24 protein-coding genes are annotated in these 23,830 nt (G+C 73.1%); 7 read left to right on the forward strand and 17 right to left on the reverse strand.

Going from position 1 to position 23,830, the window contains the following annotated elements:
* Positions 1-126: 126 nt before the first annotated feature.
* From QRN89_RS07015 to QRN89_RS07025, 3 genes are all read right to left on the reverse strand, one after another.
* A complete protein-coding gene (locus tag QRN89_RS07015) occupies positions 127-1,212 on the reverse strand; it encodes a prephenate dehydrogenase (protein WP_290348485.1) in 1,086 nt (361 codons plus the stop codon).
* Positions 1,209-1,571 (reverse strand): chorismate mutase, encoded by a 363-nt coding sequence (gene aroH / locus QRN89_RS07020; protein ID WP_290348486.1) that lies wholly within the window; start codon positions 1,569-1,571, stop codon positions 1,209-1,211. The genes QRN89_RS07015 and aroH overlap by 4 nt, the downstream gene beginning before the upstream one ends.
* A 299-nt stretch (positions 1,572-1,870) precedes the next feature.
* Positions 1,871-2,332: a YidB family protein gene (locus QRN89_RS07025; RefSeq protein WP_290348487.1), complete on the reverse strand. Its 462-nt coding sequence runs from the start codon at positions 2,330-2,332 to the stop codon at positions 1,871-1,873.
* Between the two features lie 164 nt (positions 2,333-2,496).
* Here QRN89_RS07025 and QRN89_RS07030 point away from each other — a divergent pair, with 164 nt between their 5' ends.
* The 6 genes from QRN89_RS07030 to QRN89_RS07055 all read left to right on the forward strand — a co-directional run bounded on the left by QRN89_RS07030 (position 2,497) and on the right by QRN89_RS07055 (position 6,149).
* Positions 2,497-3,177, forward strand: a complete 681-nt coding sequence (locus tag QRN89_RS07030) for a hypothetical protein (RefSeq protein ID WP_290348488.1) — start codon at positions 2,497-2,499, stop codon at positions 3,175-3,177.
* Positions 3,178-3,196: 19 nt separating this feature from the next.
* Positions 3,197-3,793: a DUF6529 family protein gene (locus tag QRN89_RS07035; protein ID WP_290348489.1), complete on the forward strand. Its 597-nt coding sequence runs from the start codon at positions 3,197-3,199 to the stop codon at positions 3,791-3,793.
* The gene (locus tag QRN89_RS07040; RefSeq protein ID WP_290348490.1) at positions 3,790-4,299 is read left to right on the forward strand and encodes a Rieske (2Fe-2S) protein; all 510 of its coding nucleotides are present in this window, start codon (positions 3,790-3,792) and stop codon (positions 4,297-4,299) included. Before QRN89_RS07035 ends, QRN89_RS07040 begins: the two co-directional genes overlap by 4 nt.
* Before the next feature lie 316 nt (positions 4,300-4,615).
* Positions 4,616-4,918: an ArsR/SmtB family transcription factor gene (locus QRN89_RS07045; RefSeq protein WP_290348491.1), complete on the forward strand. Its 303-nt coding sequence runs from the start codon at positions 4,616-4,618 to the stop codon at positions 4,916-4,918.
* Positions 4,915-5,307: a VOC family protein gene (locus QRN89_RS07050; RefSeq protein ID WP_290348492.1), complete on the forward strand. Its 393-nt coding sequence runs from the start codon at positions 4,915-4,917 to the stop codon at positions 5,305-5,307. Before QRN89_RS07045 ends, QRN89_RS07050 begins: the two co-directional genes overlap by 4 nt.
* A 92-nt stretch (positions 5,308-5,399) precedes the next feature.
* Positions 5,400-6,149 (forward strand): nucleotidyltransferase domain-containing protein, encoded by a 750-nt coding sequence (locus QRN89_RS07055; protein ID WP_290348493.1) that lies wholly within the window; start codon positions 5,400-5,402, stop codon positions 6,147-6,149.
* Here the strand turns inward: QRN89_RS07055 and QRN89_RS07060 are convergent.
* Genes QRN89_RS07060 through pnuC form a run of 5 tightly spaced genes read right to left on the reverse strand, consistent with a single transcriptional unit; the run spans position 6,069 to position 10,385 of the window.
* Positions 6,069-6,830, reverse strand: a complete 762-nt coding sequence (locus QRN89_RS07060; protein WP_290348494.1) for a nucleotidyltransferase domain-containing protein — start codon at positions 6,828-6,830, stop codon at positions 6,069-6,071. The genes QRN89_RS07055 and QRN89_RS07060 overlap by 81 nt on opposite strands.
* A 3-nt stretch (positions 6,831-6,833) precedes the next feature.
* Positions 6,834-7,874: an ADP-ribosylglycohydrolase family protein gene (locus QRN89_RS07065; protein ID WP_290348495.1), complete on the reverse strand. Its 1,041-nt coding sequence runs from the start codon at positions 7,872-7,874 to the stop codon at positions 6,834-6,836.
* Positions 7,871-8,599 carry an NUDIX hydrolase gene (locus QRN89_RS07070; RefSeq protein ID WP_290348496.1) on the reverse strand — a complete coding sequence of 243 codons (729 nt, stop codon included), beginning with the start codon at positions 8,597-8,599 and terminating at the stop codon, positions 7,871-7,873. The genes QRN89_RS07065 and QRN89_RS07070 overlap by 4 nt, the downstream gene beginning before the upstream one ends.
* Entirely contained in the window at positions 8,596-9,702 is a 1,107-nt protein-coding gene (locus QRN89_RS07075) for an AAA family ATPase (protein ID WP_290348497.1), read from the reverse strand. The genes QRN89_RS07070 and QRN89_RS07075 overlap by 4 nt, the downstream gene beginning before the upstream one ends.
* Entirely contained in the window at positions 9,699-10,385 is a 687-nt protein-coding gene (gene pnuC, locus QRN89_RS07080; RefSeq protein WP_290348498.1) for a nicotinamide riboside transporter PnuC, read from the reverse strand. The genes QRN89_RS07075 and pnuC overlap by 4 nt, the downstream gene beginning before the upstream one ends.
* 143 nt (positions 10,386-10,528) lie before the next feature.
* Between pnuC and QRN89_RS07085 the strand changes: the two genes are divergently transcribed.
* Entirely contained in the window at positions 10,529-11,539 is a 1,011-nt protein-coding gene (locus QRN89_RS07085) for a 1-aminocyclopropane-1-carboxylate deaminase/D-cysteine desulfhydrase (RefSeq protein ID WP_290348499.1), read from the forward strand.
* A 382-nt stretch (positions 11,540-11,921) separates the two neighbouring features.
* Here QRN89_RS07085 and QRN89_RS07090 read toward each other — a convergent pair whose 3' ends face one another.
* From QRN89_RS07090 to pyrG, 9 genes are all read right to left on the reverse strand, one after another.
* Positions 11,922-13,004 carry a pseudouridine synthase gene (locus tag QRN89_RS07090; RefSeq protein WP_290348500.1) on the reverse strand — a complete coding sequence of 361 codons (1,083 nt, stop codon included), beginning with the start codon at positions 13,002-13,004 and terminating at the stop codon, positions 11,922-11,924.
* Positions 13,004-13,576: an SMC-Scp complex subunit ScpB gene (scpB, locus tag QRN89_RS07095; protein WP_290353600.1), complete on the reverse strand. Its 573-nt coding sequence runs from the start codon at positions 13,574-13,576 to the stop codon at positions 13,004-13,006. The genes QRN89_RS07090 and scpB overlap by 1 nt, the downstream gene beginning before the upstream one ends.
* A 149-nt stretch (positions 13,577-13,725) precedes the next feature.
* Positions 13,726-14,898 carry a segregation and condensation protein A gene (locus QRN89_RS07100; RefSeq protein ID WP_390702021.1) on the reverse strand — a complete coding sequence of 391 codons (1,173 nt, stop codon included), beginning with the start codon at positions 14,896-14,898 and terminating at the stop codon, positions 13,726-13,728.
* A 521-nt stretch (positions 14,899-15,419) separates the two neighbouring features.
* Positions 15,420-15,998: a hypothetical protein gene (locus tag QRN89_RS07105; protein ID WP_290353601.1), complete on the reverse strand. Its 579-nt coding sequence runs from the start codon at positions 15,996-15,998 to the stop codon at positions 15,420-15,422.
* Positions 15,995-17,149, reverse strand: a complete 1,155-nt coding sequence (locus QRN89_RS07110) for a ParA family protein (protein WP_384074478.1) — start codon at positions 17,147-17,149, stop codon at positions 15,995-15,997. Before QRN89_RS07110 ends, QRN89_RS07105 begins: the two co-directional genes overlap by 4 nt.
* A gap of 399 nt (positions 17,150-17,548) precedes the next feature.
* Complete coding sequence (gene ald / locus QRN89_RS07115) at positions 17,549-18,664, reverse strand: alanine dehydrogenase (protein WP_290353603.1); 1,116 nt, start codon at positions 18,662-18,664, stop codon at positions 17,549-17,551.
* 161 nt (positions 18,665-18,825) lie between these two features.
* Positions 18,826-20,925 (reverse strand): tetratricopeptide repeat protein, encoded by a 2,100-nt coding sequence (locus QRN89_RS07120; protein ID WP_356948610.1) that lies wholly within the window; start codon positions 20,923-20,925, stop codon positions 18,826-18,828.
* Positions 20,926-21,151: 226 nt separating this feature from the next.
* On the reverse strand, positions 21,152-21,778 hold the full coding sequence (locus QRN89_RS07125; RefSeq protein ID WP_290348502.1) for an NUDIX domain-containing protein: 627 nt from the start codon (positions 21,776-21,778) through the stop codon (positions 21,152-21,154).
* 78 nt (positions 21,779-21,856) lie between these two features.
* On the reverse strand, positions 21,857-23,542 hold the full coding sequence (pyrG, locus tag QRN89_RS07130) for a CTP synthase (protein ID WP_290348503.1): 1,686 nt from the start codon (positions 23,540-23,542) through the stop codon (positions 21,857-21,859).
* Positions 23,543-23,830: the final 288 nt, after the last annotated feature.

Raw genomic sequence — 23,830 nt, forward strand, 5'->3', positions numbered from 1 at the left:
TGAAGCTGGTGTGCGGGCAGGCCGGAGTGCCAAGGTGCCCTGCACAAGGTTACCGAGTGCGCGAGGCACCCCATGCACCGCTTCCCGGACCGGCCGGCAGGGCCCGGGAAGCAGCCGCCCCACGGGTCACTGGCGCAGCGCCCAGCCCCGCTCCCGCAGCGCCGCCGCCAGCACGGGGGCGGCCGACGGCTCCACCATGAGCTGGACCAGACCCGCCTGCTGTCCGGTCGCGTGTTCGATACGGACGTCCTCGATGTTGACGCCGGCGCTGCCCGCGTCGGCGAAGATGCGGGCGAGCTCGCCCGGCCGGTCGCTGATGAGGACGGCGACGGTCTCGTACACCGCGGGGGCGGCGCCGTGCTTGCCGGGGACGCGCTCGCGGCCCGCGTTGCCGCGGCGCAGGACGTCCTCCACCCCGCCCGCCCCCTCGCGCCGCTTGTCCTCGTCGGAGGACTGCAGGGCGCGCAGGGCGCGGACCGTCTCGTCGAGGTCCGCGGCGACGCCGGCGAGGACGTCGGCGACGGGGCCCGGGTTGGCGGAGAGGATGTCGATCCACATCCGGGGGTCGGAGGCCGCGATCCGGGTCACGTCGCGGATGCCCTGCCCGCACAGCCGCACGGCCGTCTCGTCCGCGTCCGCCAGCCGTGCCGCGACCATGGACGAGATCAGCTGGGGCGTGTGCGAGACCAGCGCGACCGCGCGGTCGTGGGCGTCGGCGTCCATCACGACGGGAACCGCGCGGCAGAACGCGACGAGCTCCAGCGCCAGGTTCAGCACCTCGGTGTCGGTCTCGCGGGTCGGCGTGAGCACCCAGGGCCGCCCCTCGAAGAGGTCGGCCGTGGCGGCCAGCGGCCCGGACCGCTCCTTGCCGGACATGGGGTGCGTGCCGATGTACGTCGACATGTCGACGCCCAGCGCCTCCAGCTCGCGGCGCGGCCCGCCCTTGACGCTGGCGACGTCGAGGTAGCCGCGCGCGATCCCTGCGCGCATCGCCTCGGCGAGCGCGGCGGGCACATGGGCGGGCGGCACCGCGACGACCGCGAGGTCGACGGGGCCCTCCGGGGCCTCGTCGGTGCCCGCGCCGAGCGCGGCCGCGGTCCTCGCCCGGGCGGGGTCGTGGTCCGTGAGGTGGACGGTGACCCCGCGCCCGGCGAGCGCCAGGGCCGCCGAGGTGCCGATCAGGCCCGTTCCGATGACGAGGGCGGTTCTCACTGGGCGATGTCCTTGCGGAGGGCGGCCGCGGCACCGAGGTAGACGTGCGCGATCCCGGACTTGGGCAGGTCGGACTCGACGTGGGCGAGGATGCGCACGACGCGGGGCATCGCTCCGGCGATGTCGAGCTCCTGGGCGCAGATGAGCGGGACGTCGACGATGCCGAGGCCGCGCGCGGCGGCGGCCGGGAAATCGCTGTGCAGGTCCGGTGTGGCCGTGAACCAGATGCTGATCAGGTCGTCCGCCGTCAGCGCGTTGCGCTCCAGGATGGCGGTGAGCAGTTCACCGACCTGCTCGTCCATGTGCCCGGCCTCGTCCCGTTCCAGCTGGACGGCTCCCCGGACGGCTCGTACCGCCACCTCGTGCTCCTCCTCGGCCTCGACTCCCGCGGCTCCAGCCGGCGGATGCTCCGATCAGCCTAGTGCCGTGACCGGGAAGCCCCGCCGGGAAGGTCGCGGCGTCCGGTGCGATGCCTCGCGGGGCGGAGGATCGCCCTCGTACCGGACGTACCCGGGGGGCGACGACGCGGCGAGGTGCCGTTCGGGGCGTCGCGCCCCGCTGGACCCTTCCGGTCACGGCGCCGGTCAGCCGCCGGACGCCGGTCGCGGAGGCCGGCCCGCGGGACGCGGCACCGGACCGGCCGTGGGCTCCGCGCGGGTCAGATCCGCTGCTGCCGGATGATCTCCTCCAGCGAGGCGCCCTGCGGCAGTTGCCCGGACGGGGTCAGCCTGTCGACGGCCTGCGGCAGGGACCGGGCGATCTGGTCGGCCGCCTGCTGCGGTGTCACGCCGGTGTCCCGGGCGACCTTGTCCAGGGTGTCGTTCGGCAGTGCCTCGGCGATCTGCCCGCCGCTGACCTGCTGGTTCTGTCCCGTACCGATCCAGGACTGGGCCTGCTCCCCGAGGCCGGACCGGGCCAGCATCTCGAGCAGCCCGCCGAGCGGGTTGCCTGCGGCTCCCCCACCGGCGCCACCGGTCGCTCCTGCCGCTCCTGCCGCTCCGCTCTGGCCGTTGCCGGTGAGCGCGCCGAGGAGCGCGCCGAGGATGTTCCCTCCGGAGGACCCGCCCTGCCCGCCGCCGAGGAGGTTGCCCAGAAGACCGCCGAGATCGTTACCCGCCATGGTCCTGTCCTTTCGCGCGGGGAAATGGTGGACAACGGTCAATGTCACCCACGGCGGCACCTGCCGCCACTCGGGCTATCACGGAGTGTCGCCCCGGTGGACACGGAATGTGACATCGGCTTGCATGGTCATCCCACTGCCCGGTCGTCCCGCGGGAGGCGCCGATGAAGCGTGCAGGGCCGCTGATCACGCTGTTCGCCGGACTGCTGCTCGGCCTGTTCGTGCTGTCGCTCAACGCCACGACCGGCGAACCCGCTCCCACCTCGCTCGACCGGTCGACCGCGAGCCCGGCCGCGAGCCCGGCGTCCCCCACGAGCCCGGCCGCCAGCCCGCCCGTGCAGCCCAGGGTGCCCGCGGTCCGGTCGCCCTCCCCGGCGCCGCCCCCGGACGCCAAGTACGCGGGGCGCACCCAGGACGACAGGGCCTCCGTCGCCATCACCCTGCGGAAGGGCAAGGCGGTGGCCTACTACTGCGACGGCCGCACGCAGGAGGCATGGCTGCGCGGTGACGTGGCCGCGGACGGGAGCATGCGGTTGAGGAGCAGGACCGGCGCGACGCTCGACGGCACCGTGAACGAGGACGGGGTCGACGGGACGGTCACGGTCCAGAACGCGGGCCACCCGTTCACCGCCGCCCGTGCGGCCAAGCCCGCGGGTGTCTACCGCGCCACCACCGAGGTGCGCGGGACCAAGGTCGACGGCGGCTGGATCGTGCTGCAGAACGGCCGCCAGGTCGGCATCGTCAACCGCGACGGCGAGCCCGCCGCCGCTCCCCCGATCGATCCCGGCACGGGCGCCGTCACGATCGACGGCGAGCAGGTCACCGCCCGTCCCGTCATCCCCTGAGCATCCGCGAGGCGCACCCATGAGCGTGGACCCGAACGCACGCACCCAGGACTTCCCGCCCGGCGGGCCGGACGGCCGGACCCTGCGCGGATCGGCGCGCCTCGCCGTCCCGGTGCTGGTCGGGGCCGCGGTGGCGGTGGTCCTCGGGGTGTACGGCAGATTCCACGACCCGGCGGGGACCGCGTTCAACCTCGCCGGCTTCAGCAGCACCGGCGCGGTGAAGTCGTGGCTGGCGACGGCGGCCTTCGCGTTCGGAATGGTGCAGCTCGTGTCGGCGCTCGCGATGTACGGCAGACTGCCGGGCGTCCGGCCTGCCTCCTGGACGCCGGTTCTGCACCGCTGGTCGGGCCGGGCGGCCTTCCTCCTCGCGGTGCCGGTGGCGGTGCACTGCCTGTACGCCCTGGGGTACCAGACGCAGAGCGCCCGCGCGGCCTGGCACTCCCTGCTCGGGTGCTTCTTCTTCGGCGCGTTCAGCACGAAGATGCTGCTGTTGCGCATCGAACGGTTGCCCGGGTGGCTCCTGCCCGTCGTCGGCGGACTCGTCTTCGCCGCGCTCACGGTCCTGTGGCTCACCTCGGCGCTGTGGTTCTTCCGTATCTTCGGAGTGACGACATGACGGAGGACGGAGGCGGCAGCGGAACGGCCGGCGCCACGACCGGCCGCACCGGCGCGGAGGGCGTGGCCCGGCGGACGGTGGTACGGGCCGGGGCGGCGGGCGCCCTGGTGGTGACGGCGGCCGGCTGCAGCCGGTACGGCGAGGAGGACGGCGGCGGGACGCCCCCGCCGCCCACACCGGAGGGGACCGGCGGCCCGACACGGCCCCAGGCGCCCGGGGGCACGCCGCTCGGCACCACGTCCGAGGTTCCGGAGGGCGGCGGAAAGGTCTTCAAGGCCGAGAAGGTCGTCGTGACCCAGCCGACGGCGGGGGAGTTCAAGGCGTTCTCGGCGGTCTGCACCCACCAGGGCTGTCTCGTCGGCAAGGTGGCGAACGGCACCATCGACTGCCCCTGCCACGGAAGCGCGTTCGCCGCGGAGGACGGCGCGGTGCTGAAGGGTCCCGCGACCCGGCCGCTGGGGGAGAAGCGGATCACCGTGTCCGGGGGCGAGATCCGCCTCGTCTAGTCCGTGCCGCGGGTCGGGGACTCCCCCCGTTCGGGCCCGCCGTCGGTACCGCCGGGCTTCCGGGGCCCGGCCGGGGCGACGCGCCGACCAGAGGCGTTCGCGCCATGCCGGCCGAGTCGAGGACTCCTCCCGTCGCGTCGGCCGAGTCGGGGGCTCGCGTCGACCCGGCCGGCTCGGGACCACGCGTCGGCCCGGCCGACCTGGGAGATCCGCGCCACGCCTCGTCCGGCCGCGGACGTCCGCCTCGATCCGCGCGGCTCGGGGACACGACACCCCCGACTTGATAGGCAAGTGTTCACTTGCCTATTCTGCGGGCGTGGCCGACGACCTTTTCAAAGCCCTGGCCGACCCCACCCGCCGCACCATCCTCGACGAGCTCGCGGAGAGGTCCGGACAGACGCTGTTCGAGATCTGCGCGCGACTGAGCATGAAGCACGGGCTCGGCATCTCGCGCCAGGCGGTCTCCCAGCACCTCGCCGTGCTGGAGTCCGCCGGGCTCGTCGAGGCCAGGCGGGAGGGCCGCTACAAGTTCCACGACCTGAACACCGCCCCGCTGCGGCAGATCGCCGAGCGATGGCTCGCGCCCGACACACCCGGACCGGAGAAGAGCACCTCATGAAGATCCATCTGACCAGCGTCCTCGTCGACGACCAGGCCGAGGCCCTGCGCTTCTACACCGAGATCCTCGGCTTCGTGAAGAAGCACGACGTCCCGGTCGGCGAGGAGGACAGGTGGCTGACCGTCGTCTCGCCCGAGGAGCCCGCCGGCACCGAACTCCTCCTGGAACCCGCACGCCACCCGGCCGCCAGGACCTATCGCGACGCGCTCGTCGGGGACGGCATCCCGCTCGCCCAGTTCGCCGTCGACGACGTGAAGGCGGAGTACGAGCGCCTGAGCGCCCTCGGGGTCCGCTTCACCCAGGAGCCCCTGGAGATGGGCCCCGTCACCACCGCCGTCCTCGACGACACCTGCGGCAACCTCATCCAGATCGCGACACAGCCGCAGTAGGCCGGGCGCGCGCCCGGCTCTCCCCGGCGGGCCGCTCCGGGGAGCCGGGCCGCCGCGCCGGCCCGCGGGCGGGGGTCCCGTACCCTTCGGCCATGACTCCCGAGGGCCTGGTGCGCGACCACACGATCTACTCCTGTGTGATGGGTTCACGGGCCTTCGGCCTGGCCACGGACGGCAGTGACACCGACCGGCGCGGTGTCTTCCTCGCGCCCACCGCCCTGTACTGGCGGTTCGACAAGCCGCCGACCCATGTGGAGGGACCGGCCGAGGAACAGTTCTCGTGGGAGCTCGAGCGCTTCTGCGAACTGGCGCTGCGGGCCAATCCGAACGTCCTGGAGTGCCTGCACTCCCCGCTGGTCGAGCACGTCGACGACACCGGCCGTGAACTGCTCGCGCTGCGCGACGCGTTCCTGTACCGGGAGGCCCACGGGACGTTCGTGCGGTACGCCCTCGGCCAGCGGCGCAAGCTGGAGGCCGACGTACGGCAGCACGGCGCTCCGCGCTGGAAGCACGCGATGCACCTGCTGCGACTGCTGGTGAGCTGCCGCGATCTGCTCCGCACGGGCCGGCTGGTGATCGACGTGGGCGACGACCGGGAGCGGCTGCTCGCGGTCAAGCGCGGCGAAGTCCCCTGGCGGGCGGTCGAGTCCTGGATGACCCGGCTGTCCGAGGAGGCCGACGAGGCGGTGCCGGGGACTCCGCTCCCGGCCGAACCGGACCGTGCCCGGGTCGAGGACTTCCTCGTACGCGTACGGCGCGCGTCAGCGCTGCGGGAGGTCCAGCCGGGTCCGTACGACGAGGTCGTGCAGGGCGTCGCGGGCGGTGGCCTCCGCGGGCAGTGACGAGCGGGCCTGGGCCTCGTCCAGGACGGCGTGCAGTACCTCCACCTCCGCGCGGACGGCGTCGGTGTCCACCGGCGCCGGCCCGTGCTCGGCCTCCGCCTTCGCCGCGATCAGCTCGGGCAGCCGGGCCGGCGCCGCCACCTCCCCCAGCAGCGTGGGCAGATGGGCGACGACCTCGCCCGAGCGCATCAGATGGATGCCGGTGAGCAGCGCCCGGAAGGTGTAGAGCAGCGGCTTCAGCTCGCCGGTCTTCTCGAACAGCCGCCACTGGGTGCCGGCGAATCCGCGGTAGTGGTGGGCATGGTGGGCGGTCAGCACCCCGGGCGCGAGCGCGACCAGTTCCCCGTGGGCCGCCGAGGTGTGGGCGAGCAGCGGGGACAGCAGCTGCTCCAGCACATAGCCGTTGCGCCGCAGCATCAGCCGGACGAACTTTCTGAGGTCGTGTGTGACGAGGTCCATCTCGACCCCGTCCCTGACCCACGTCAGGGACCGGGTCTCCTCCGGCTCGATCAGCCCCACCAGCTGCTCCACCGGCAGCAGATGCACACCGCGCAGGTCCACGTCCGAGTCACGGGACGGGAATCCGTACAGATGAGCGCCGGAGACCGTGGCGAAGAGCAGGGGGTGGGGCTGCTCCCTGACGATCGGGCCGAGTTCGGCGGGGTGGAGGGCGAGTGTCATGGCTCAAGCGTCCCAGAGGGCACCGAGGGTCAGCAGCTCGCTCCGGTACTCGATGCGCTCCTCCCACTCCTTGGGCCAGGCCCGGGCACCGAGGTGGGCACCCGCGAAGGCGCCGGCGAGACAGGCGATCGAGTCGGAGTCGCCGCGGGTGCAGGCGGCGCGCCGCAGGGCCAGCAGGGGCTGCTCGGGGAAGAGCAGGAAGCAGTGCAGGGCGGTCGCGAGGGCCTCCTCCGCGATCCAGCCGTCCCCGGTGGCGAGACACGGATCGGTCTCCGGGTCGGCGTCGCGCAGGGCGGCGGCCAGGCGCTCCAGCACCCCGAGGCATTCGTCCCAGCCGCGTTCGACGAACGCCTCGGGTGTCGCGTCGTGGGCGTACGTCCAGAGGTCGCCGAGCCAGCTGTGGTGGTAGCGCGAGCGGTTCTCGTACGCGTAGGACCGGAGCCGGCCGACGAGGCCGAGCGGTTCCGTGCCGCGCGCCAGGAGGTACACCGCGCGTGCCGTGAGGTCGGACGCGGCCAGCGCCGTCGGGTGGCCGTGGGTGAGCGCGGCCTGGAGCTGGGCGGCCCCGGCACGCTGCCCGTCGCTGAGGCCGGGCACGAGGCCGACGGGCGCGACGCGCATGTTGGCGCCGCAGCCCTTGGACGCGATCTGGCTCGCCTCCTGCCAGGGCATGTCGCTGTCGAGCTTGTGGCAGGCGACCATGCAGGTGCGGCCGGGTGCGCGGTTGTTGTCGGGCGAGTGGTACCAGTCCACGAACTCCTCGCGCACCGGCCGGGTGAGCCGCAGCGGGGCGAGCAGTCCCCGGTCCGTCGCCGTGCGGATGCCGCGGGCGACGGCGAGCGTCATCTGGGTGTCGTCGGTGACGATCGCGGGCCTCGGCAGGTCCATCTCCCGCCAGGGCCCGAACGTGGCGAGGATCGAGGGCACGTCCTTGAACTCGGTGGGGAATCCGAGCGCGTCGCCGAGGGCCAGCCCGACGAGGGTGCCGGTGGCGGCCTGCTTGGTTGCGGTCCTCGTCGCCGCCAGGTCGGTCGTGTCCGTCATGTCGAATGCCGTCCTTCCGGTCGCAGAAGCGGTGGGTGCAGGGCGTTCGCCGGCCCCGCGCGGTAGAGCGCGGCCGGTTTCCCCCGGCCGCCGGTCAGGCGCGCGCCTCCTTCGACGGCTTCCACGAAGCCGGGCGTGGTGAGGACCTTGCGCCGGAAGTTGGGGCGGTCGAGCTCGACGCCCCAGACCGTCTCGTACACCTGCCGCAGCTCGCCGAGGGTGAACTCGGCGGGGCAGAAGGCGGTGGCGAGGCCGGTGTACTCGAGCTTGGCGCCGATGCGCTCGTGGGCGTCGGCGAGGATGCGCTCGTGGTCGAAGGCGAGGCGGCCCTGGCTGCCGTGGGGCACCCATCGGGCGTGTGCGGCGTCGCCTCCGCCGCGCGGTTCGGGCAGATCGGGCACGAGGGCGGTGTACGCGACCGAGACGACCCGCATCCGGGGGTCGCGGTCGGGGTCGCTGTAGGTGCGCAGCTGCTCCAGGTGGAGGCCGGCGACGGTGTCCGCCGACAGGCCGGTCTCCTCGGCGAGTTCGCGGCGGGCGGCCTGCCCGGCGGACTCGCGCGGGAGGATGAAGCCGCCGGGCAGCGCCCAGGCGCCCTTGTACGGTTCCGCGCCGCGCTCGATCAGCAGGACGTGCAGGTCACCGTCGCGGACCGTGAAGACGGCGAGGTCGACGGTGACGGCGAAGGGCGGGAAGGCCCTCGGGTCGTATCCCTCGACGGTCATCGGAACTCCGGCACGGGGGCGTCCCCGCCGCGGGTGGGCAGGGGGTCGGCGAAGTGCCGGCCCTCGGCGAGCAGTTCGTCTACGGCGGCGACGGCCGTGGCGAGCCGCTGCTCGTGCGGGCCGGTGACGGTGACGAACCGCCGTCCGGTACGGGTGAGTTCCTCGGCGAACCGGGCGGTCATCCAGGGACGCAGATGCTCGCCGTCGCGCAGCCCGTCGTCCTCGAAGGGCACGCCCTCGTGGTCGGTGAGCAGCCAGAGGTCGCCCAGGCCGGCCGCGGCGATCCGGGCGACCTCCTCGTGCTGCCCGCCCAGGTAGCGCTCGTGCCAGACGGTGGTGGCGAAGGCGTCCGTGTCGCAGATCAGGACCGGGGAGCCGATCCGTGCGGCGGCGTTCTCCAGTTCGGTCTGGCGCCGGGCGATCAGCGGGAAGTCGTCGCTGTCGAAGCGGACGTCCGGCCAGGAGGCGCCCGGCCGTTCGGCGCGCAGCGCGGCGAGCTTCCGCTCGCTGAACTCCCTGCCGTACTCGGGCACGGCGGCGGTGCGCGACCAGACCCCGCCGCGTGCCCGGTAGTGCGCGGCGAGCGCCTCGGCGAGGGTGGTGGTGCCGGTGGACTCCGCGCCGAGGACGACCACCCGCCGGGCGAGGGCGGCCCGTACGGGCGGCTCCAGGAAGTCCCAGCAGGCGACGGGGTCCTTGCGCACGGCCGTGCCGGAGACCGGGAAGACCGTACGCCCCGGGTCGACGCAGATCGAGTCGGCGCGGAACCTGCGGGCCAGTTCCTCCCCGTACGCCTCGGAGGTGAACACGGCGTCCACCCGGCCGGGGACGGCCGCACGGAACACCGCCATGTGCGCGTCCCAGACGGCCGGGTCGGTGATGTCGACGGGGATGTCGTCGACGGCGCCGACCACCCGGACGTCCGGGTGAACCTCGCTCATCCACGCCATCCGCACGTCGAGCGGGATCGACTCCACGGACGCGGCGCACACGAGGACGGTCAGCCGGTCGCAGCGGTCGCGCGCGGTCCGTACGAGGTGGTGGTGGCCCGCGTGCGGCGGATAGAACTTGCCGAGGACGAGCCCGTGCCGGTAGCGCTTCACGTCGTCGCCTCCGCGGTCGTGTCCCGCCGCCCTGCGTCCTCGGGCACCGGGAGCGCGCGCCGCGCCGCCAGGTCGCGCGACCAGTGCCGCAGCCCGAGGACGCAGAGCGTCATGAAGCCGATGTACAGCAGCGCGGTGAGGTAGAGCTCCTTGTACGCGTACAACGGCACGTAGACCACGTCCGCCGCGATCCACAGCCACCACGACTCCAGCCGCTTGCGGCACTGCCCGTACGTCGCCATCAGGGACAGCGCGGTGGTCAGCGCGTCCCAGAACGGGACGTCCGAGTCGGTGGCGCGCTCGAGGAGCAGGGTCAGCCCGAGTGTCCCCACCACCCCCGCCGCGAGCAGCCACGTCCACTCGGTGCGCGTGGTGCGGCGCACCGGGAGGGCGTCGGAGCCTGGTCCACCCCCGTGGGTCCAGGTCCACCAGCCGTACACGGCGAGGGTGATGAAGACGACCTGCAGCCCCGCGTCGGCGTACAGGCCGGCCTGGGTGAAGAGCAGGACGAAGAGGACGTTGTTCGCGATGCCGACGGGCCAGTTGGCGATGTGCTGCCGGGCCACCAGCCAGACGCACAGGGCCCCGCTGCCGAAGCCGAGCACCTCGGTCCAGCTGACGGGCGTGCCGAGCAGTGTGAACAGCGGCTGCTGCAACGGTGCGAGTACGTCCGCGAGGCTCACGACCCGCCCCCCTTCTTTAGAGTCACTATGACTATAAAGGCGCCAGGGGTGGTCCGACAAGCACAACAACGGAAGGCTGGACGGCGGAGTCCGGCGCGGCACCCGCCGCACCGGCGGAACACGGAGGAAGGGAACGGGGCGGAATGAACGAGCCGTTGCTGCACAGGCGCTTCCCCGAGGCGGCCGGGGCACTGCCCCGTGTGCCGCTCGGCGACGGGCCGACGCCCGTGCGCGAACTGAGCGGTCTCACCGGCCGGGTCCCCCTGTGGTGCAAGGACGAGAGCGGCTACGGCTCCGGGGGCTGGGGCGGCAACAAGGTCCGCAAGCTGGAGTGGATCCTCCCCGACGTGCGCCGCCGCGGCGCCCGCACGATCCTCACGGTGGGCGGCACGGGCACCAACTGGGGCCTCGCGACGGCCCTCTACGCGAGGGAACAGGGGCTGCGGACGGCCATCGCCCTGGTCGACCAGCCCGCCGACGACCATGTCCGGCGGCAGCTGGAGCGTCTGCGCCGCTCCGGCGCCACCCTCCACTTCACCCGGACGAAGGCCCGGACGGTCGCCGCCGCGCCCTGGCTCTTCCTGCGCCATTCGTCGCTCGGGCACCTGCCGTACTTCCTGCCCGCAGGCGGCTCGGCCCCGGTCGGCACCCTCGGCTGCGTGGAGGTGGCCCTCGAACTCGCGGACCAGGTCGCCGCGGGCGCCCTCCCCGAACCGTCCCACGTGGTCACCGCCGTCGGCTCGGGAGGAACGGCGGCGGGACTCGCCCTCGGTCTCCGGCTCGCCGGCCTGGAGCGCACCCGGGTCGTCGGCGTCGTCGTCAACGACACGCTCAGGCTCGACGCGCACACCGTCGCCGGGCTGGCCGGGCGCACGCAACGGCTGCTGCGCGCCCGGGGCGCGGACCTCCCCCGCGCTCCGGTCGCCCCGGACGACCTGACGCTGGTACGGGACTGGCTGGGCCCCGGCTACGGGCACCCCACCCCGCGGGCGCTGGAAGCCCGGCGCCTGGCCGCCGACCGGGCGGGGCTGGACCTCGAACCCGTCTACACCGCCAAGGCGTTGGGCGCCCTGCTCGACCTGGCCGCCGACGGACGCCTCGGCGACGGGCCCGTGCTCTTCCTCCAGACCCACGGGCCCCGGGACAGCGACTGACGCGCGGCCCGGGCACGCGGCGGCCACCGCTCAGGAACGCCGGAGGGCCGTCACCGGGGCACGGCACCGGGCTCAGGCACGGCGGCGCGGCGGCCCCCACAGCGAGGGGCCGCTGCGACGGGACTGCGTGCGGCGGCCGAGCAGCGGACCTCACGGGCGGTCGCCCCGCCGCTCACCGCACGGTGGGGCGGAGGACCGACGCCCCGGGACGGGGACGCCGTGCACTGCCGGGACGGGCCGTCGCCGACGGCCCTGCGTCACCGCCGGGGACGGTCGACGCAGGGACCGGGCGCCGCCCACCGCCCTGCCGCTCACCGCCCGCGGGCAGACCACGGCGGGACGGGACGGAAGGGCGACAGCGGACGCCGGACAAGAGCAGGCGTCAGAGCCCGACTTCCTTCATCAGCATGCCGACCTCGGTGTTGCTCAGGCGGCGCAGCCAGCCGGACTTCTGGTCGCCCAGCGTGATCGGACCGAACGCGGTCCGCACGAGCTTGTCGACCGGGAAACCCGCCTCGGCCAGCATGCGGCGGACGATGTGCTTGCGGCCCTCGTGGAGCGTGACCTCGACGAGGTAGTTCTTGCCGGTCTGCTCCACGACCCGGAAGTGGTCGGCGCGGGCGTAGCCGTCCTCCAGCTGGATGCCCTCCCTGAGGCGCTTGCCGACCTCGCGCGGGAGGGGGCCCTGGACCGCGGCGAGGTAGGTCTTCTGAACGCCGTACTTGGGGTGCGTCAACCGGTGCGCCAGCTCGCCGTGGTTGGTGAGCAGGATGATGCCCTCGGTCTCGGTGTCGAGCCGGCCGACGTGGAACAGACGGGTCTCGCGGTTGGTGACGTAGTCCCCGAGGCACTGGCGGCCGTCCGGGTCCTCCATCGTCGAGACGACCCCGGCGGGCTTGTTGAGGGCGAAGAACTGGTACGACTGCGTGGCCACCGTCAGGCCGTCGACCTTGATCTCGTCCTTGGCCGGCTCGACCCGCAGACCCTGCTCGGTCACGATCTCGCCGTTGACCTCGACACGGGCCTGGTCGATCAGCTCCTCGCAGGCCCGCCGCGAGCCGTAGCCGGCGCGGGCGAGCACCTTCTGCAGCCGCTCGCCCTCCTGCTCGGCACCGGGGAAGGTCTTGGGCGTGCTCGTCCGGGGCTTGCCTGCGTAGCGCTCGCGGTTGCGCTCCTCGGCCCGCGCCTCGTACTCGCGGGAGCGGGCGGGGCTGGTACGGCCGCCACCGCGCTGCGGGGACTGCTTGGGGCCGCCCTTCGCGCCGCCCCGGGCGGCCGCGCCGCGGCCCTTCCTCGGGCCCTCGGACGCCGATCCCCCGACGTCGTAGCGGCGCTCCTCGGGACGGGGCTTGCCCGCGCGCTTCTGCTTGTCGTCGCGCTGTCCCCCGGTCCTCGACCGGCCGGCGCCCCCACCGGCACCCCGGTTGTCGCCGCGTCCGCTGCTGTTCCTGCCGCTGCTTCGCATCAAAGTTCCGTCGTCGTCGTGTCGTCTGCGTCTGGGTCCGGAGCGTCCGGATCGAACGACGGGACGCCTTCCTGGGTCTCGGCCTCGATCGCCTCCGCCTCGGGGAGGAACGGCGCGAGCTCCGGGAGCTCGTCCAGACCGCGCAGGCCCATCCGCTCCAGGAAGTAGTTCGTCGTCCTGTACAGGATCGCACCTGTTTCGGGTTCCGTGCCCGCCTCCTCGACCAGACCGCGCTGGAGCAGCGTGCGCATGACGCCGTCGCAGTTCACTCCGCGGACCGCCGAGACCCGGGAGCGGCTGACCGGCTGCCGGTACGCGACCACGGCCAGCGTCTCCAGGGCGGCCTGGGTGAGCCGGGCCTGCTGCCCGTCGAGGACGAAGCGCTCGACGGCGGCGGCGTGCTCGGGACGGGTGTAGAAGCGCCAGCCGCCGGCGACGAGCCGCAGCTCGAAGCCGCGGCCCTGGATCGTGTACTCGTCGGCGAGCTCGCGCAGGGCGTCGGCGACGGCGCGGCGGGGCTGCTCGAGGACCTTGGCGAGGTGCTCCTCGGTGGCCGGTTCGTCGACGACCATGAGGACGGCCTCGAGGGCGGGCCTGAGCGCGGAGCGGGTCCCGGCCGGGTCCCCGGCCCCGGCCGTGCCGGCATTTCCGTCCGCGCCGCCGCCCTCGGGCCCGGAGGCGGTAAGGGTCCCGGGCACGGCCGGCCGCTCGAGGTCGTCGCTCACGCCTTCTCCTCCATGCTCTCGGGAGCCCGGTCGAACTCGTCGGTGACGTGCGCGTCGGCCTCGCCACCGGCCCAGGTGACCACCAGCTCCCCCAGGGCGTCCTCCTGGTCCAGGACGACGGCCTTCTCACGATAGAGCTCCAGCAGGGCGAGGAAGCGGGCGACCACGGTGAGGGTGTCCGTCACCCCGTCGGTCAGCTCCCGGAAGCTCGCCCTGCCGCGCTCGCGCAGCAGGCCCACGACGACCTCGGCCTGCTCGCGCACGCTCACGAGGGGCGCGTGGATGTGGTCCACGTACACCTGCGGCTTCGGCTTGGGCTGCATCGCCTTGACCGCGAGCCGGGCGAAGCCCTCGGGGCCGATGCTGATGACGACGTCGGGGAGCAGCTCGGCGTGGTGGTCCTCCAGGCCGACGGTACGGGGGTACCGCCGGGACTCCGCGTCGAGCCTGTTGCTGAAGATCTCCGCGACCTGCTTGTACGCGCGGTACTGGAGCAGCCGGGCGAACAGCAGGTCCCGCGCCTCCAGCAGCGCGAGATCCGCCTCGTCCTCCACCTCGGCGGCCGGCAGCAGCCGGGCGGCCTTCAGGTCCAGCAGGGTCGCGGCGACGACGAGGAACTCGGTGGTCTGGTCGAGGTCCCAGTCGGGTCCCATGGCGCGGATGTGCGCCATGAACTCATCGGTGACCTTGGAGAGGGCGACCTCGGTGACATCGAGCTTGTGCTTCGAGATCAGCTGCAGCAGCAGGTCGAACGGCCCCTCGAAGTTCGCGAGCCGTACCGTGAACCGGCCGTCGTCGACGGGCTCGGCGGCCTCCTCCGCGACGGCCTCCGGCGCGGGTGGGTGGGCCTCGGCGACCGGGGCGGGGACCTGTCCCCCGTCGGCGGGAGCGGCGGCGGACACCGGGGCGCCGGACCCGGAGGCCCGCTCGGGCCGTTCTTCCCGCTCCGACCGCTCCGGCCCCTCCGTACGCCCGGAAGCGTCCGCATCGCGCTCCGTGGCCCGCCCGGTCCGTGCGGACGCCTCTTCCACGCCCCCGGACACGTCCGGGGCACCGCTGGGTCCGCCCGCGCGGGGCGGTGGCGCCGCCCCCGTCCTGGTGGCCTCCTCGGACCCTCCCGGCACGGTGCCGCGGTCGGTGCCGTCGTGGTCGACGGCGTCGTGGTCCACGGCAGGAGCGGGAGGAACTCGACTGGGTACGGCAGTCGAAGCCGGGACCCCGTCCGGACCCTCGGGGGGAGCCGGGATCCGGCCCGGGAACTGAGGAGCCGGGAAGTGAGGAGCCGGAAGCCGGGGATCCGGGAGCTGGGGCGCCGGCACCTGGTCCGGGGCCGGGATCCCCACGGCGGCCGCAGGCGGAGTCCGCCGAGCGGCCGGTGCGGCGGCGGGGTCGCCGGACTCCGGGCCGGGCTCCCCCTCCCCGTCGGACTCCGCGTCCCGCTCAGGGCCGGAAGGCGTCTCGCCGGGTTCGTCGCCGCGGCCCGGGGCCTTGCCGGGGGCCGTGGGATCCGTACCGGCCTCCGGGAGCGCCTCCGAGGCGCCGCCGGGGTCCGCCGGCGGCAGGGGTGCCGTCCCCGGGCCGCGGCCCAGCGTGCGACGGGGCGTGCGGGCCGGGGGCCGGGGGGCGGCGGGGTCGGTCGGCGGCATCGTGGTCCAGGGAGCGGAAGGAACGTCGCGCGCAGGCTACCCCGTCAGCGACCGCGCAGGCGCCGCACCAGGATGCTCGCGTCGCCCCGGGACTCCAGGTCCGCCAGGACGACCGCCACCGCTTCGCGGACGATGCGCCCGCGGTCCACGGCCAGCCCGTGTTCGCCGCGCAGCACCAGCCGGGCGTGCTCGAGGTCCATCAGTTCCTCGGCCGAGACATAGACCGTGATCTTCTCGTCGTGCCGTTCCCGGCCGCTGGGCCGGCGGCCCGCCGCGCGTCCCCGGCGGCGCGGGGCGGCGGCCTCCTGCGGACGCCGGCCCTTCGGCGCCGACTGCGCCGCCGCGCCCGGCTGGTCGCCGTCCGTCCCGCGGCTCCGCGGTTCGGCGGCCTCCGCCTCCCCGGCCGGGGAGTGCTCCTCGGAAGCCGCCGAGGCGCCCGCCCCGGACGACGGCGGCGGGGTCTGCTGCGCGGCCGGAGGCGACTCCACCGGGTCGCTCTCACCGGCCGGCGCCGGAACCCGGGCCTCGCCGTTCGCCCCCGCCTGGCCCCGCCTCGGGGACGAGGACTGCAGCCCCATGCCCCCGGTCGTACGGAACAGTTCGTCGGCTCCGGGCAGACTCACTCGGCGTGACACCGGGCGAGCACCTCCCTGGCGAGCTGGCGGTAGGCGGCGGCGCCGACGGAGTTGGAGGCGTACGTGGTGATGGGCTCACCGGCGACCGTCGTCTCCGGGAAGCGCACCGTGCGCCCGATGACCGTGTGGTAGACGTGGTCGTCGAACGCCTCGACCACCCGCGCCAGCACCTCGCGGCTGTGCACCGTGCGCGAGTCGTACATCGTGGCCAGGATGCCGTCGAGTTCCAGTTCCGGGTTGAGCCGCTCCTGGACCTTCTCGATCGTCTCGGTGAGCAGGGCGACGCCGCGCAGCGCGAAGAACTCGCACTCCAGCGGCACGATGACCTTGTGAGCCGCCGTCAGGGCGTTCACCGTCAGCAGGCCGAGCGACGGCTGACAGTCGATCACGATGTAGTCGTAGTCCTGCATCAGCGGCTTGAGGGCGCGCTGCAGCGTCGACTCGCGCGCGACCTCGCTCACGAGCTGGACCTCCGCCGCCGAGAGGTCGATGTTGCTCGGCAGCAGGTCCATGTTGGGCACGGCGGTCTTCAGCAGGACCTCGTCCGCGGACATGCCCCGCTCCATGAGCAGGTTGTAGACGGTGAGGTCGAGCTCCATCGGGTTCACGCCGAGGCCGACCGACAGCGCGCCCTGCGGGTCGAAGTCGACGAGCAGGACGCGGCGTCCGTACTCCGCGAGCGCGGCACCCAGGTTGATGGTCGACGTCGTCTTGCCGACGCCGCCCTTCTGGTTGCACATCGCGATGATCTTCGCGGGGCCGTGGTCGGTGAGCGGGCCCGGGATCGGGAAGTACGGCAGCGGGCGCCCGGTCGGGCCGATGCGCTCGCGGCGCTGGCGGGCCGCGTCGGGCGCGAGCGTGGCCGCGTACTCCGGATCGGGCTCGTACTCGGCGTCAGGGTCGTAGAAGTGCCCCTCGGGCACCTCGTCGTAGTCGGCGAAGTGGGTGGACTCTCGGCCACTCTCGTTGCCGGCCATGGCGTTCACGTGTTGGCCGTCCATCATCTTCATCGTGTGGGCTGTCGTCGTCATGTGCTGGTGAGTCGCGAAGGTACGGACAGCGACGGAGCCGACAGCTTCGAGGCCGGACGAGGGCGCCGGGCCCGGCGTCGGGGGTACCTCCACGCCCGTGGGGCGCACCGGGAGCACTCCTGGTTGACCGCCCCCGGGAGAAAATGTCGACTCATTCACAAGTCGTCTTACCTCCTTGGACGTGACCAGGAAACTTATCGATAGGTCAGCGTGGCACCATGCCGACGGTTGGCGACTCTATGGCGTGTCACCGGTCCGCAGCAACACAATCCGCCGGACCCGGCCCGATGTGTCGGCAACCGAACACCCCGCTGTCAAGGGTGCACAGCAGCCGTTCCGCGCCGTTCGCGGGTGTGCGAATCGGTTGAAGGGTTACGTTCAAGGCGAGTTGAGCGAGCGGGCCGCGCCGGCCGGACACACGTCCGGCCGGACCTTGCTCCTCAAGGTCCGGCCGGATACGTGATGTTGACGACCCCGGTTGACGGGGCGGTCGGTTGCCGTCGCGCGTCAGCCGAGCAGCGTGTTCAGCTCGACGGACTCGAGGCCGTGCGCCTCGGCGACCTCCTTGTAAACGACCTGGCCCTCATGGACGTTGAGGCCCTTGGCCAGCGCGGGGTCGCGGCGGAGCGCCTCGGCCCAGCCGTTGTTCGCCAGCGACACGACGTACGGGAGCGTGGCGTTGGTGAGCGCGTTGGTGGAGGTGTTCGGCACGGCGCCGGGCATGTTGGCGACGCAGTAGAAGACCGAGTTGTGGACCCGGAAGGTCGGCTCGGCGTGCGTGGTCGGACGCGAGTCCTCGAAGCAGCCGCCCTGGTCGATCGCAATGTCGACAAGGACACTTCCCGGCTTCATCCGGGAGACGAGCTCGTTGGTGACCAGCTTCGGGGCCTTGGCGCCGGGGATGAGGACCGCGCCGATGACGAGGTCGGCGTCGAGGACGGCCTTCTCCAGCTCGAAGGAGTTGGACATGACGGCCTTGACCTTCGTACCGAAGATCTTGTCGGCCTCGCGCAGCTTGTTGATGTCGCGGTCCAGCAGCGTCACCTCGAAGCCCATGCCGATGGCGATCTGCGTGGCGTTCCAGCCGGAGACGCCGCCGCCGATGACGACCGCCTTCGCCGGGGTCACGCCCGGGACGCCGCCCGGCAGCACGCCGCGGCCGCCGGCCGGGCGCATCAGGTGGTAGGCGCCGACCTGCGGGGCCAGCCGGCCCGCGACCTCGGACATCGGAGCGAGGAGCGGCAGGGCGCGGTTGGGGAGCTCGACCGTCTCGTAGGCGATGGCGGTGGTGCCGGACTCGATCAGGGCGTCCGTGCACTCCTTGGAGGCGGCAAGGTGCAGGTAGGTGAAGAGCACCTGGTCCTTGCGCATGCGGTGGTACTCCTCCGCAATGGGCTCCTTGACCTTGAGCACCATGTCGGCGGTGGCCCAGACCTCGTCCGCGGTGGGCAGGATCCGCCCGCCCGCGGCGACGAACTCCTCGTCCGTGATCGAGGAGCCGACCCCGGCGTTCGCCTCGATGAAGACCTGGTGGCCGTTGCGCACGAGCTCGTGCACACCGGCGGGGGTGATGGCCACCCGGAACTCGTTGTTCTTGACCTCGCGGGGGATGCCGACCTTCACGTCGATCACGGTCCTTGACTCAGGGGGATTCTCGTGCAATTCCATAGTTACCCGGATACGCCGGGCGTATCGGATGGACCGGGGCGACACCCGGCAGAGCCAGTCTAATGAAGGACTTCCAGCTGTCTAGCCTTGCAAAGCAAATTTCTCTGACGAGAACACTACGGATTTCGTAGGCCGGAAACGTCGCCTCCCAGCAGTCGCTCAGCGGCGGAACGGTGCAGTCCGGCCGCGGCGGCGTCGCCGAGACGGTCCAGGGTGTCGGCCAGCCGCAGCTGGAGCGCGGCCTGGAGCCGCACATCCCCGGCCCGGCGCGCCCAGGCCACGGCCTCCTCGCAGGTGCGCAGCGACTCCTCCGGACGTCCCGCGTACTCCTGGACCCGGCCCGCCTCGCTCAACGCCCGTGCGTGACCGGACAGATCGCCGAGGCGCCGGTATCCGGCCGCGGCGGCGCGCCAGCTGCGGAGCGCCTCCCCGTAGCGCCCGGCATAGGTGTGCACGCCGCCCAGCCGGCCGTACAGCCGGGCCTCGTCGGCACGCTCGCCCCGGGCGAGCCGCTGGGAGAGGGCCCGCCCGTACCAGTCCGCCGCCCGCTCCCAGTCCCCCAGCTCCTGGTAGGCACCGCCTACGGATTCCATGGCCCGGGCCAGGGCGTACGGGTCGTTTCCGCGCCGCCCGGCGTCCAGAGCCGCCCGATACCGCACCAATGCGTCCTCTGTCCGCCCCGTCCGGGCATCCAGGTCGGCCAGGTTCAGCAGCGCGGCGGCCTGCTCCCGGTGCAGTTCGCGGCGCACGGCCACGTCCAGCACGAGCTGGTGGAGTCCGTAGAGCTCGGGCGCGGCGGACTCGGTGCCGTGGTGCGCGACCAGGGCCCGGACCAGCGCGGCGATCAGCCGCCGGGCCAGGGTGTCCAGCTCCCCGTCGGCCACCGCGATCCGGGCGGCGCCGAGCAGCGCGGGCCGGCGTGCGTCCAGCCAGGCCCCGGCGGCCCCGGTGGTGGAGAAGCGCAGGGCCCGCGGCAGCCCCGCGAGCTTCTTGCGGGCCGTGGATCCCTCGGGTTCGGTGACGGCGCGGCAGGACTGCAGCAGCCGTACGGTCCGCTCCAGCATCCGGGCCCGCGCGAGCTGCACATCCGCGGGCCGTTCCTCCTCGGTCACCAGCGCGAGCAGCAGCGGGGCGAGGCAGCCGGGCACCTCGTACCGCTCGCTCCCCACCGGCTCGTTCGCCTGCTGCGTCCCGACGACGGCGTGCAGGAGTCCGAGCGCGGCGAAGTCGTCCAGGGTCGAGCCGGCCGCCGACACCGAGCAGCCGGCCAGCGCGGACGCGATGTGGGCGTCCACCAGCCCGGCGGGGGCGAGGGCGAGCAGCCGCAGCAGCCGCGCCGCGGACTGCGGGAGCGAGTCGTGCACGAGCCGGAAGGCCCGGGCGAGGGGCCGGGCCCCGACGGGTGCCTCCGGGTCGTCGTGCAACCCGCGCAGCTGCTTCGTCGCGTCGGCGACCGACGCCTTGGGACGGGCCGCGAGCCAGCCGCCGACCAGCACCATCGCGGCGGGCTGTCCGCCGCACTGCTCGACCAGCGACTCGGCGGCCTGGGGGTCGACGGTGACCCGCACCGAGCCGGTGAAGCGGCTCAGCAGCTCGATCGCCGACTTGGCGTCCATGCCGCCGATGGTGCACGGCCGGACGTCGGGGATCCCCGTGAGCGGGCCCTGGGAGACGGCGACGACGAGGCAGTCCGGGTTGTCCGGCAGCAGCGGGTCCACCTGCTCCGCGTCGGCCGCGTCGTCCAGCACGAGCACGCACCGCCGCACCGCGAGGGCCTCCCGGACCATCTCGGTGAGCAGGTCCTCGTCTGCGCCCGCCGGCGTGCCGACGCCGAGCGTCTCCAGCAGTCCGCGGGCGGTGCGGTCGGTGGGGACGGGTTCGCCGCCGGCCTCGGTGAGCCTGGCCCACAGCACCCCGTCCGGGTACTCGTCGGCCAGCTGCCGCGTCAGTTCGGCGGCGAGCGCGGTCCTCCCGGAGCCGGGCCGCCCGGCGACGAGCAGCACCCGGGCACGCGGCGCCTTCCGCCCGGAGATCGTGTCGAGTCCGGCCCGTTCGATGTCGGCCCGCAGCGCCTTCAATTCCCGCTGGCGCCCGATGAATTGCCCACCCACAGGGCCAACGGTCCCATGACCGGCCCGTTCCTCGGACACGGGCCCTGCCTGCGACGGGCGGTTCTCGGACGAGGGCTCCTCGAAGTCCACCGCCTGTTCCGTCACGGGCCACGCTCCCCAGTCCGTCACCGTACGAGCCGAGCCCGCGCCGGGTGCCCGGGCGGGCGCTCCGAGCGTAATTCAGGCATCTCGCCGAAACGGGGAGAGCGCGGCGGAGCGCGGCGGGAGGATCCCTCGATCGGATGAGCGGATGGTCACACCGCACCCGTGACGCGCGCTCCGGCGGTCACGGCGGCGCCCCGGGCCGGGGCGCCGCCGTGACCGTGGGGACCTACGCCTCGAAGGGGCGGGCCGGCCACGGGGCCTCGGCGGGGCGGAGGGCGTCCAGGCCGTCGCCCGTGAGCGCCGCGGTGAGCGACAGGACGCCGACCACCAGGCAGTTGTTGTGCAGATCGCCGGCGAGCACGCCGCGCACCAGGTCCCCGAGGGGGACCCGGGCCAGCTCCATGTCGGCCTCCTCCTCGGAGACCTGGAAGCGCTCGCCCTCCGCCTCGGACAGATCGCGGGCCAGGAAGATCCGCACGGCCTCGTCGCAGCCGCCCGGTGTGGTGTAGACGTCCGCGAGGACCCGCCAGTCGACGGCCTTGACGTGCGCTTCCTCGTACAGCTCGCGCTGGGCCGCGGTCAGCGGGTTCTCACCGGGGACGTCGAGGAGACCGGCCGGGATCTCCCAGAGCTTCTGGCGCACGGGGTGCCGGTACTGGCGCAGCACCAGGACCCGGTCGTCCTCGTCGAGCGCGAGCACCGCCACCGACCCCGGGTGCACCTGGTAGTCGCGGCGCACGACGGAGCCGTCGGGCATGACCACGTCGTCGGTACGGACACTCGTCTTGTTGCCCCTGAACGGCGTCGCGGTCGCGGTGACCCGCCACTCCTCGGGGGCGTCCTTGATGGTCATGTGCGTCCTCCCAAACGCCGGAACCGGGGCGCGGGACCTCTCCCGTCCCGTGCCCCGGCCCACCGTAATGCCTTTGCCTTACTTGCCCGTCTTGTGCCCTGCGCCCTGCGCCGCGGTCTTCCGCTCGACGGCCGCCTTCACCAGGCCCGCGAAGAGCGGGTGCGGACGGGTCGGGCGGGAGCGGAGCTCCGGGTGGGCCTGGGTCGCGACCAGGTACGGGTGCACCTCGCGCGGGTACTCGACGTACTCGACGAGCTTGTTGTCCGGAGAGGTTCCGGAGAACACGATGCCCGCCTTCTTCTCCAGCTCGGCGCGGTAGGCGTTGTTCACCTCGTAGCGGTGGCGGTGGCGCTCCTCGACGTACGGCTCGTTCGCGTAGACCTCGCGGACGATGGAGCCCTCGGCGAGCTTCGCCGGGTAGAGGCCGAGACGCATCGTTCCGCCGAGGTCGCCCGCGCCCTCCACGTACGCCAGCTGCTCCTCCATCGTGGAGACGACGGGGTGGGCGGTGCCCGCGTCGAACTCCGTGGAGTTGGCGTCGGGGATCCCGGCCAGGTTGCGCGCGGCCTCGATCACGATGCACTGCAGGCCGAGGCAGAGGCCGAGCAGCGGGATCTTGTTCTCGCGGGCGTACTGGATCGCGCCGACCTTGCCGTCGACACCGCGCTCGCCGAAGCCGCCCGGGATCAGGATCGCGTCGACGTCGCCGAGCTGCTTCTGCGCGCCGGCGGGCGTGCGGCAGTCGTCGGACGTGACCCACTTCACCTTGACCCGGGCCTTGTTCGCGAAACCGCCGGCCCGCATGGCCTCGGTCACCGACAGATAGGCGTCCGGCAGGTCGATGTACTTGCCGACGAGCGCGACACTGACCTCATGGTCGGGGTTGTGCACGCGGTCCAGCAGGTCGTCCCAGATCGTCCAGTCGACGTCGCGGAACGGCAGGTCGAGCTTGCGCACGACGTAGGCGTCCAGGCCCTCGGTGTGCAGCACCTTCGGGATGTCGTAGATCGACTTGGCGTCGATGGCCGCGACCACGGCCGCCTCGTCGACGTCGCACATCAGCGAGATCTTGCGCTTGATGGCGGTGGGGACCTCGCGGTCGGCGCGCAGCACGATGGCGTCCGGCTGGATACCGATGTTCCGCAGCGCCGCGACGGAGTGCTGGGTCGGCTTGGTCTTCAGTTCCCCGGACGGCCCGATGTACGGCAGCAGCGAGATGTGCACGACGAAGACGTTGTCCCGGCCGACCTCGTGGCGGACCTGGCGGACGGTCTCCAGGAACGGCAGCGACTCGATGTCGCCGACCGTGCCGCCGACCTCGGTGATGACGACGTCGACGTCGTCGGTGGCCATGCGGCGGATGCGGTGCTTGATCTCGTTGGTGATGTGCGGGATCACCTGGACCGTGTCGCCCAGGTACTCCCCGCGCCGCTCCTTGGCGATCACGGTCGAGTACACCTGGCCGGTGGTGACGTTCGCGGAGCCGTCCAGGTCGACGTCGAGGAAGCGCTCGTAGTGGCCGATGTCCAGGTCGGTCTCGGCGCCGTCGTTGGTGACGAACACCTCACCGTGCTGGAACGGGTTCATCGTCCCCGGGTCGACGTTCAGGTACGGGTCGAGCTTCTGCATGGTGACCCGCAGGCCCCGCGCCTTGAGGAGAGCGCCCAGGCTGGAGGCGGTCAGGCCCTTGCCGAGGGAGGAGGCGACACCCCCGGTGACGAAGATGTGCTTGGTCGTCGTAGATGTCGAGGATCGAGCCGGCATGGCCAAGAGGGGGCTCCCGTGGTCGCGAGGTGGTCGTGCGTAACGGCGCCCCACAGGGAACATCCGGGGATCACCTGGGGTGCCGTCGCTGCGGTTCGGGGGCCGCCATCCCTAGTGGGGGCACCACCGGTCCACGGGCTACCAGGGTATCAGCGCCCGGGGGAGACTGCTTCCGGCCACACAGGGCATGATGGCCTTCAGCGGGCTCCACCGGGGTTCACCAGGCGCTCACCCGTTCGGCCGCGATGCATTGTCGAGAGCATCGCGCGGATCACCGGGGTGCGTCGT

The sequence above is a fragment of the Streptomyces sp. HUAS CB01 genome (assembly GCF_030406905.1).
Lineage (GTDB): Bacteria > Actinomycetota > Actinomycetes > Streptomycetales > Streptomycetaceae > Streptomyces > Streptomyces chengbuensis.

Excerpts from the sequence above, each read along its gene's own strand:
- QRN89_RS07025 (WP_290348487.1), bottom strand. The coding sequence starts at position 2,332 with ATGGCGGGTAACGATCTCGGCGGTCTTCTGGGCAACCTCCTCGGCGGC.
- QRN89_RS07030 (WP_290348488.1), top strand. The coding sequence starts at position 2,497 with ATGAAGCGTGCAGGGCCGCTGATCACGCTGTTCGCCGGACTGCTGCTC.
- QRN89_RS07035 (WP_290348489.1), top strand. The coding sequence starts at position 3,197 with ATGAGCGTGGACCCGAACGCACGCACCCAGGACTTCCCGCCCGGCGGG.
- QRN89_RS07040 (WP_290348490.1), top strand. The coding sequence starts at position 3,790 with ATGACGGAGGACGGAGGCGGCAGCGGAACGGCCGGCGCCACGACCGGC.
- QRN89_RS07050 (WP_290348492.1), top strand. The coding sequence starts at position 4,915 with ATGAAGATCCATCTGACCAGCGTCCTCGTCGACGACCAGGCCGAGGCC.
- QRN89_RS07055 (WP_290348493.1), top strand. The coding sequence starts at position 5,400 with ATGACTCCCGAGGGCCTGGTGCGCGACCACACGATCTACTCCTGTGTG.
- QRN89_RS07060 (WP_290348494.1), bottom strand. The coding sequence starts at position 6,830 with ATGACACTCGCCCTCCACCCCGCCGAACTCGGCCCGATCGTCAGGGAG.
- QRN89_RS07065 (WP_290348495.1), bottom strand. The coding sequence starts at position 7,874 with ATGACGGACACGACCGACCTGGCGGCGACGAGGACCGCAACCAAGCAG.
- QRN89_RS07070 (WP_290348496.1), bottom strand. The coding sequence starts at position 8,599 with ATGACCGTCGAGGGATACGACCCGAGGGCCTTCCCGCCCTTCGCCGTC.
- QRN89_RS07085 (WP_290348499.1), top strand. The coding sequence starts at position 10,529 with ATGAACGAGCCGTTGCTGCACAGGCGCTTCCCCGAGGCGGCCGGGGCA.
- QRN89_RS07090 (WP_290348500.1), bottom strand. The coding sequence starts at position 13,004 with ATGCGAAGCAGCGGCAGGAACAGCAGCGGACGCGGCGACAACCGGGGT.
- scpB (WP_290353600.1), bottom strand. The coding sequence starts at position 13,576 with ATGGTCGTCGACGAACCGGCCACCGAGGAGCACCTCGCCAAGGTCCTC.
- QRN89_RS07125 (WP_290348502.1), bottom strand. The coding sequence starts at position 21,778 with ATGACCATCAAGGACGCCCCCGAGGAGTGGCGGGTCACCGCGACCGCG.
- pyrG (WP_290348503.1), bottom strand. The coding sequence starts at position 23,542 with ATGCCGGCTCGATCCTCGACATCTACGACGACCAAGCACATCTTCGTC.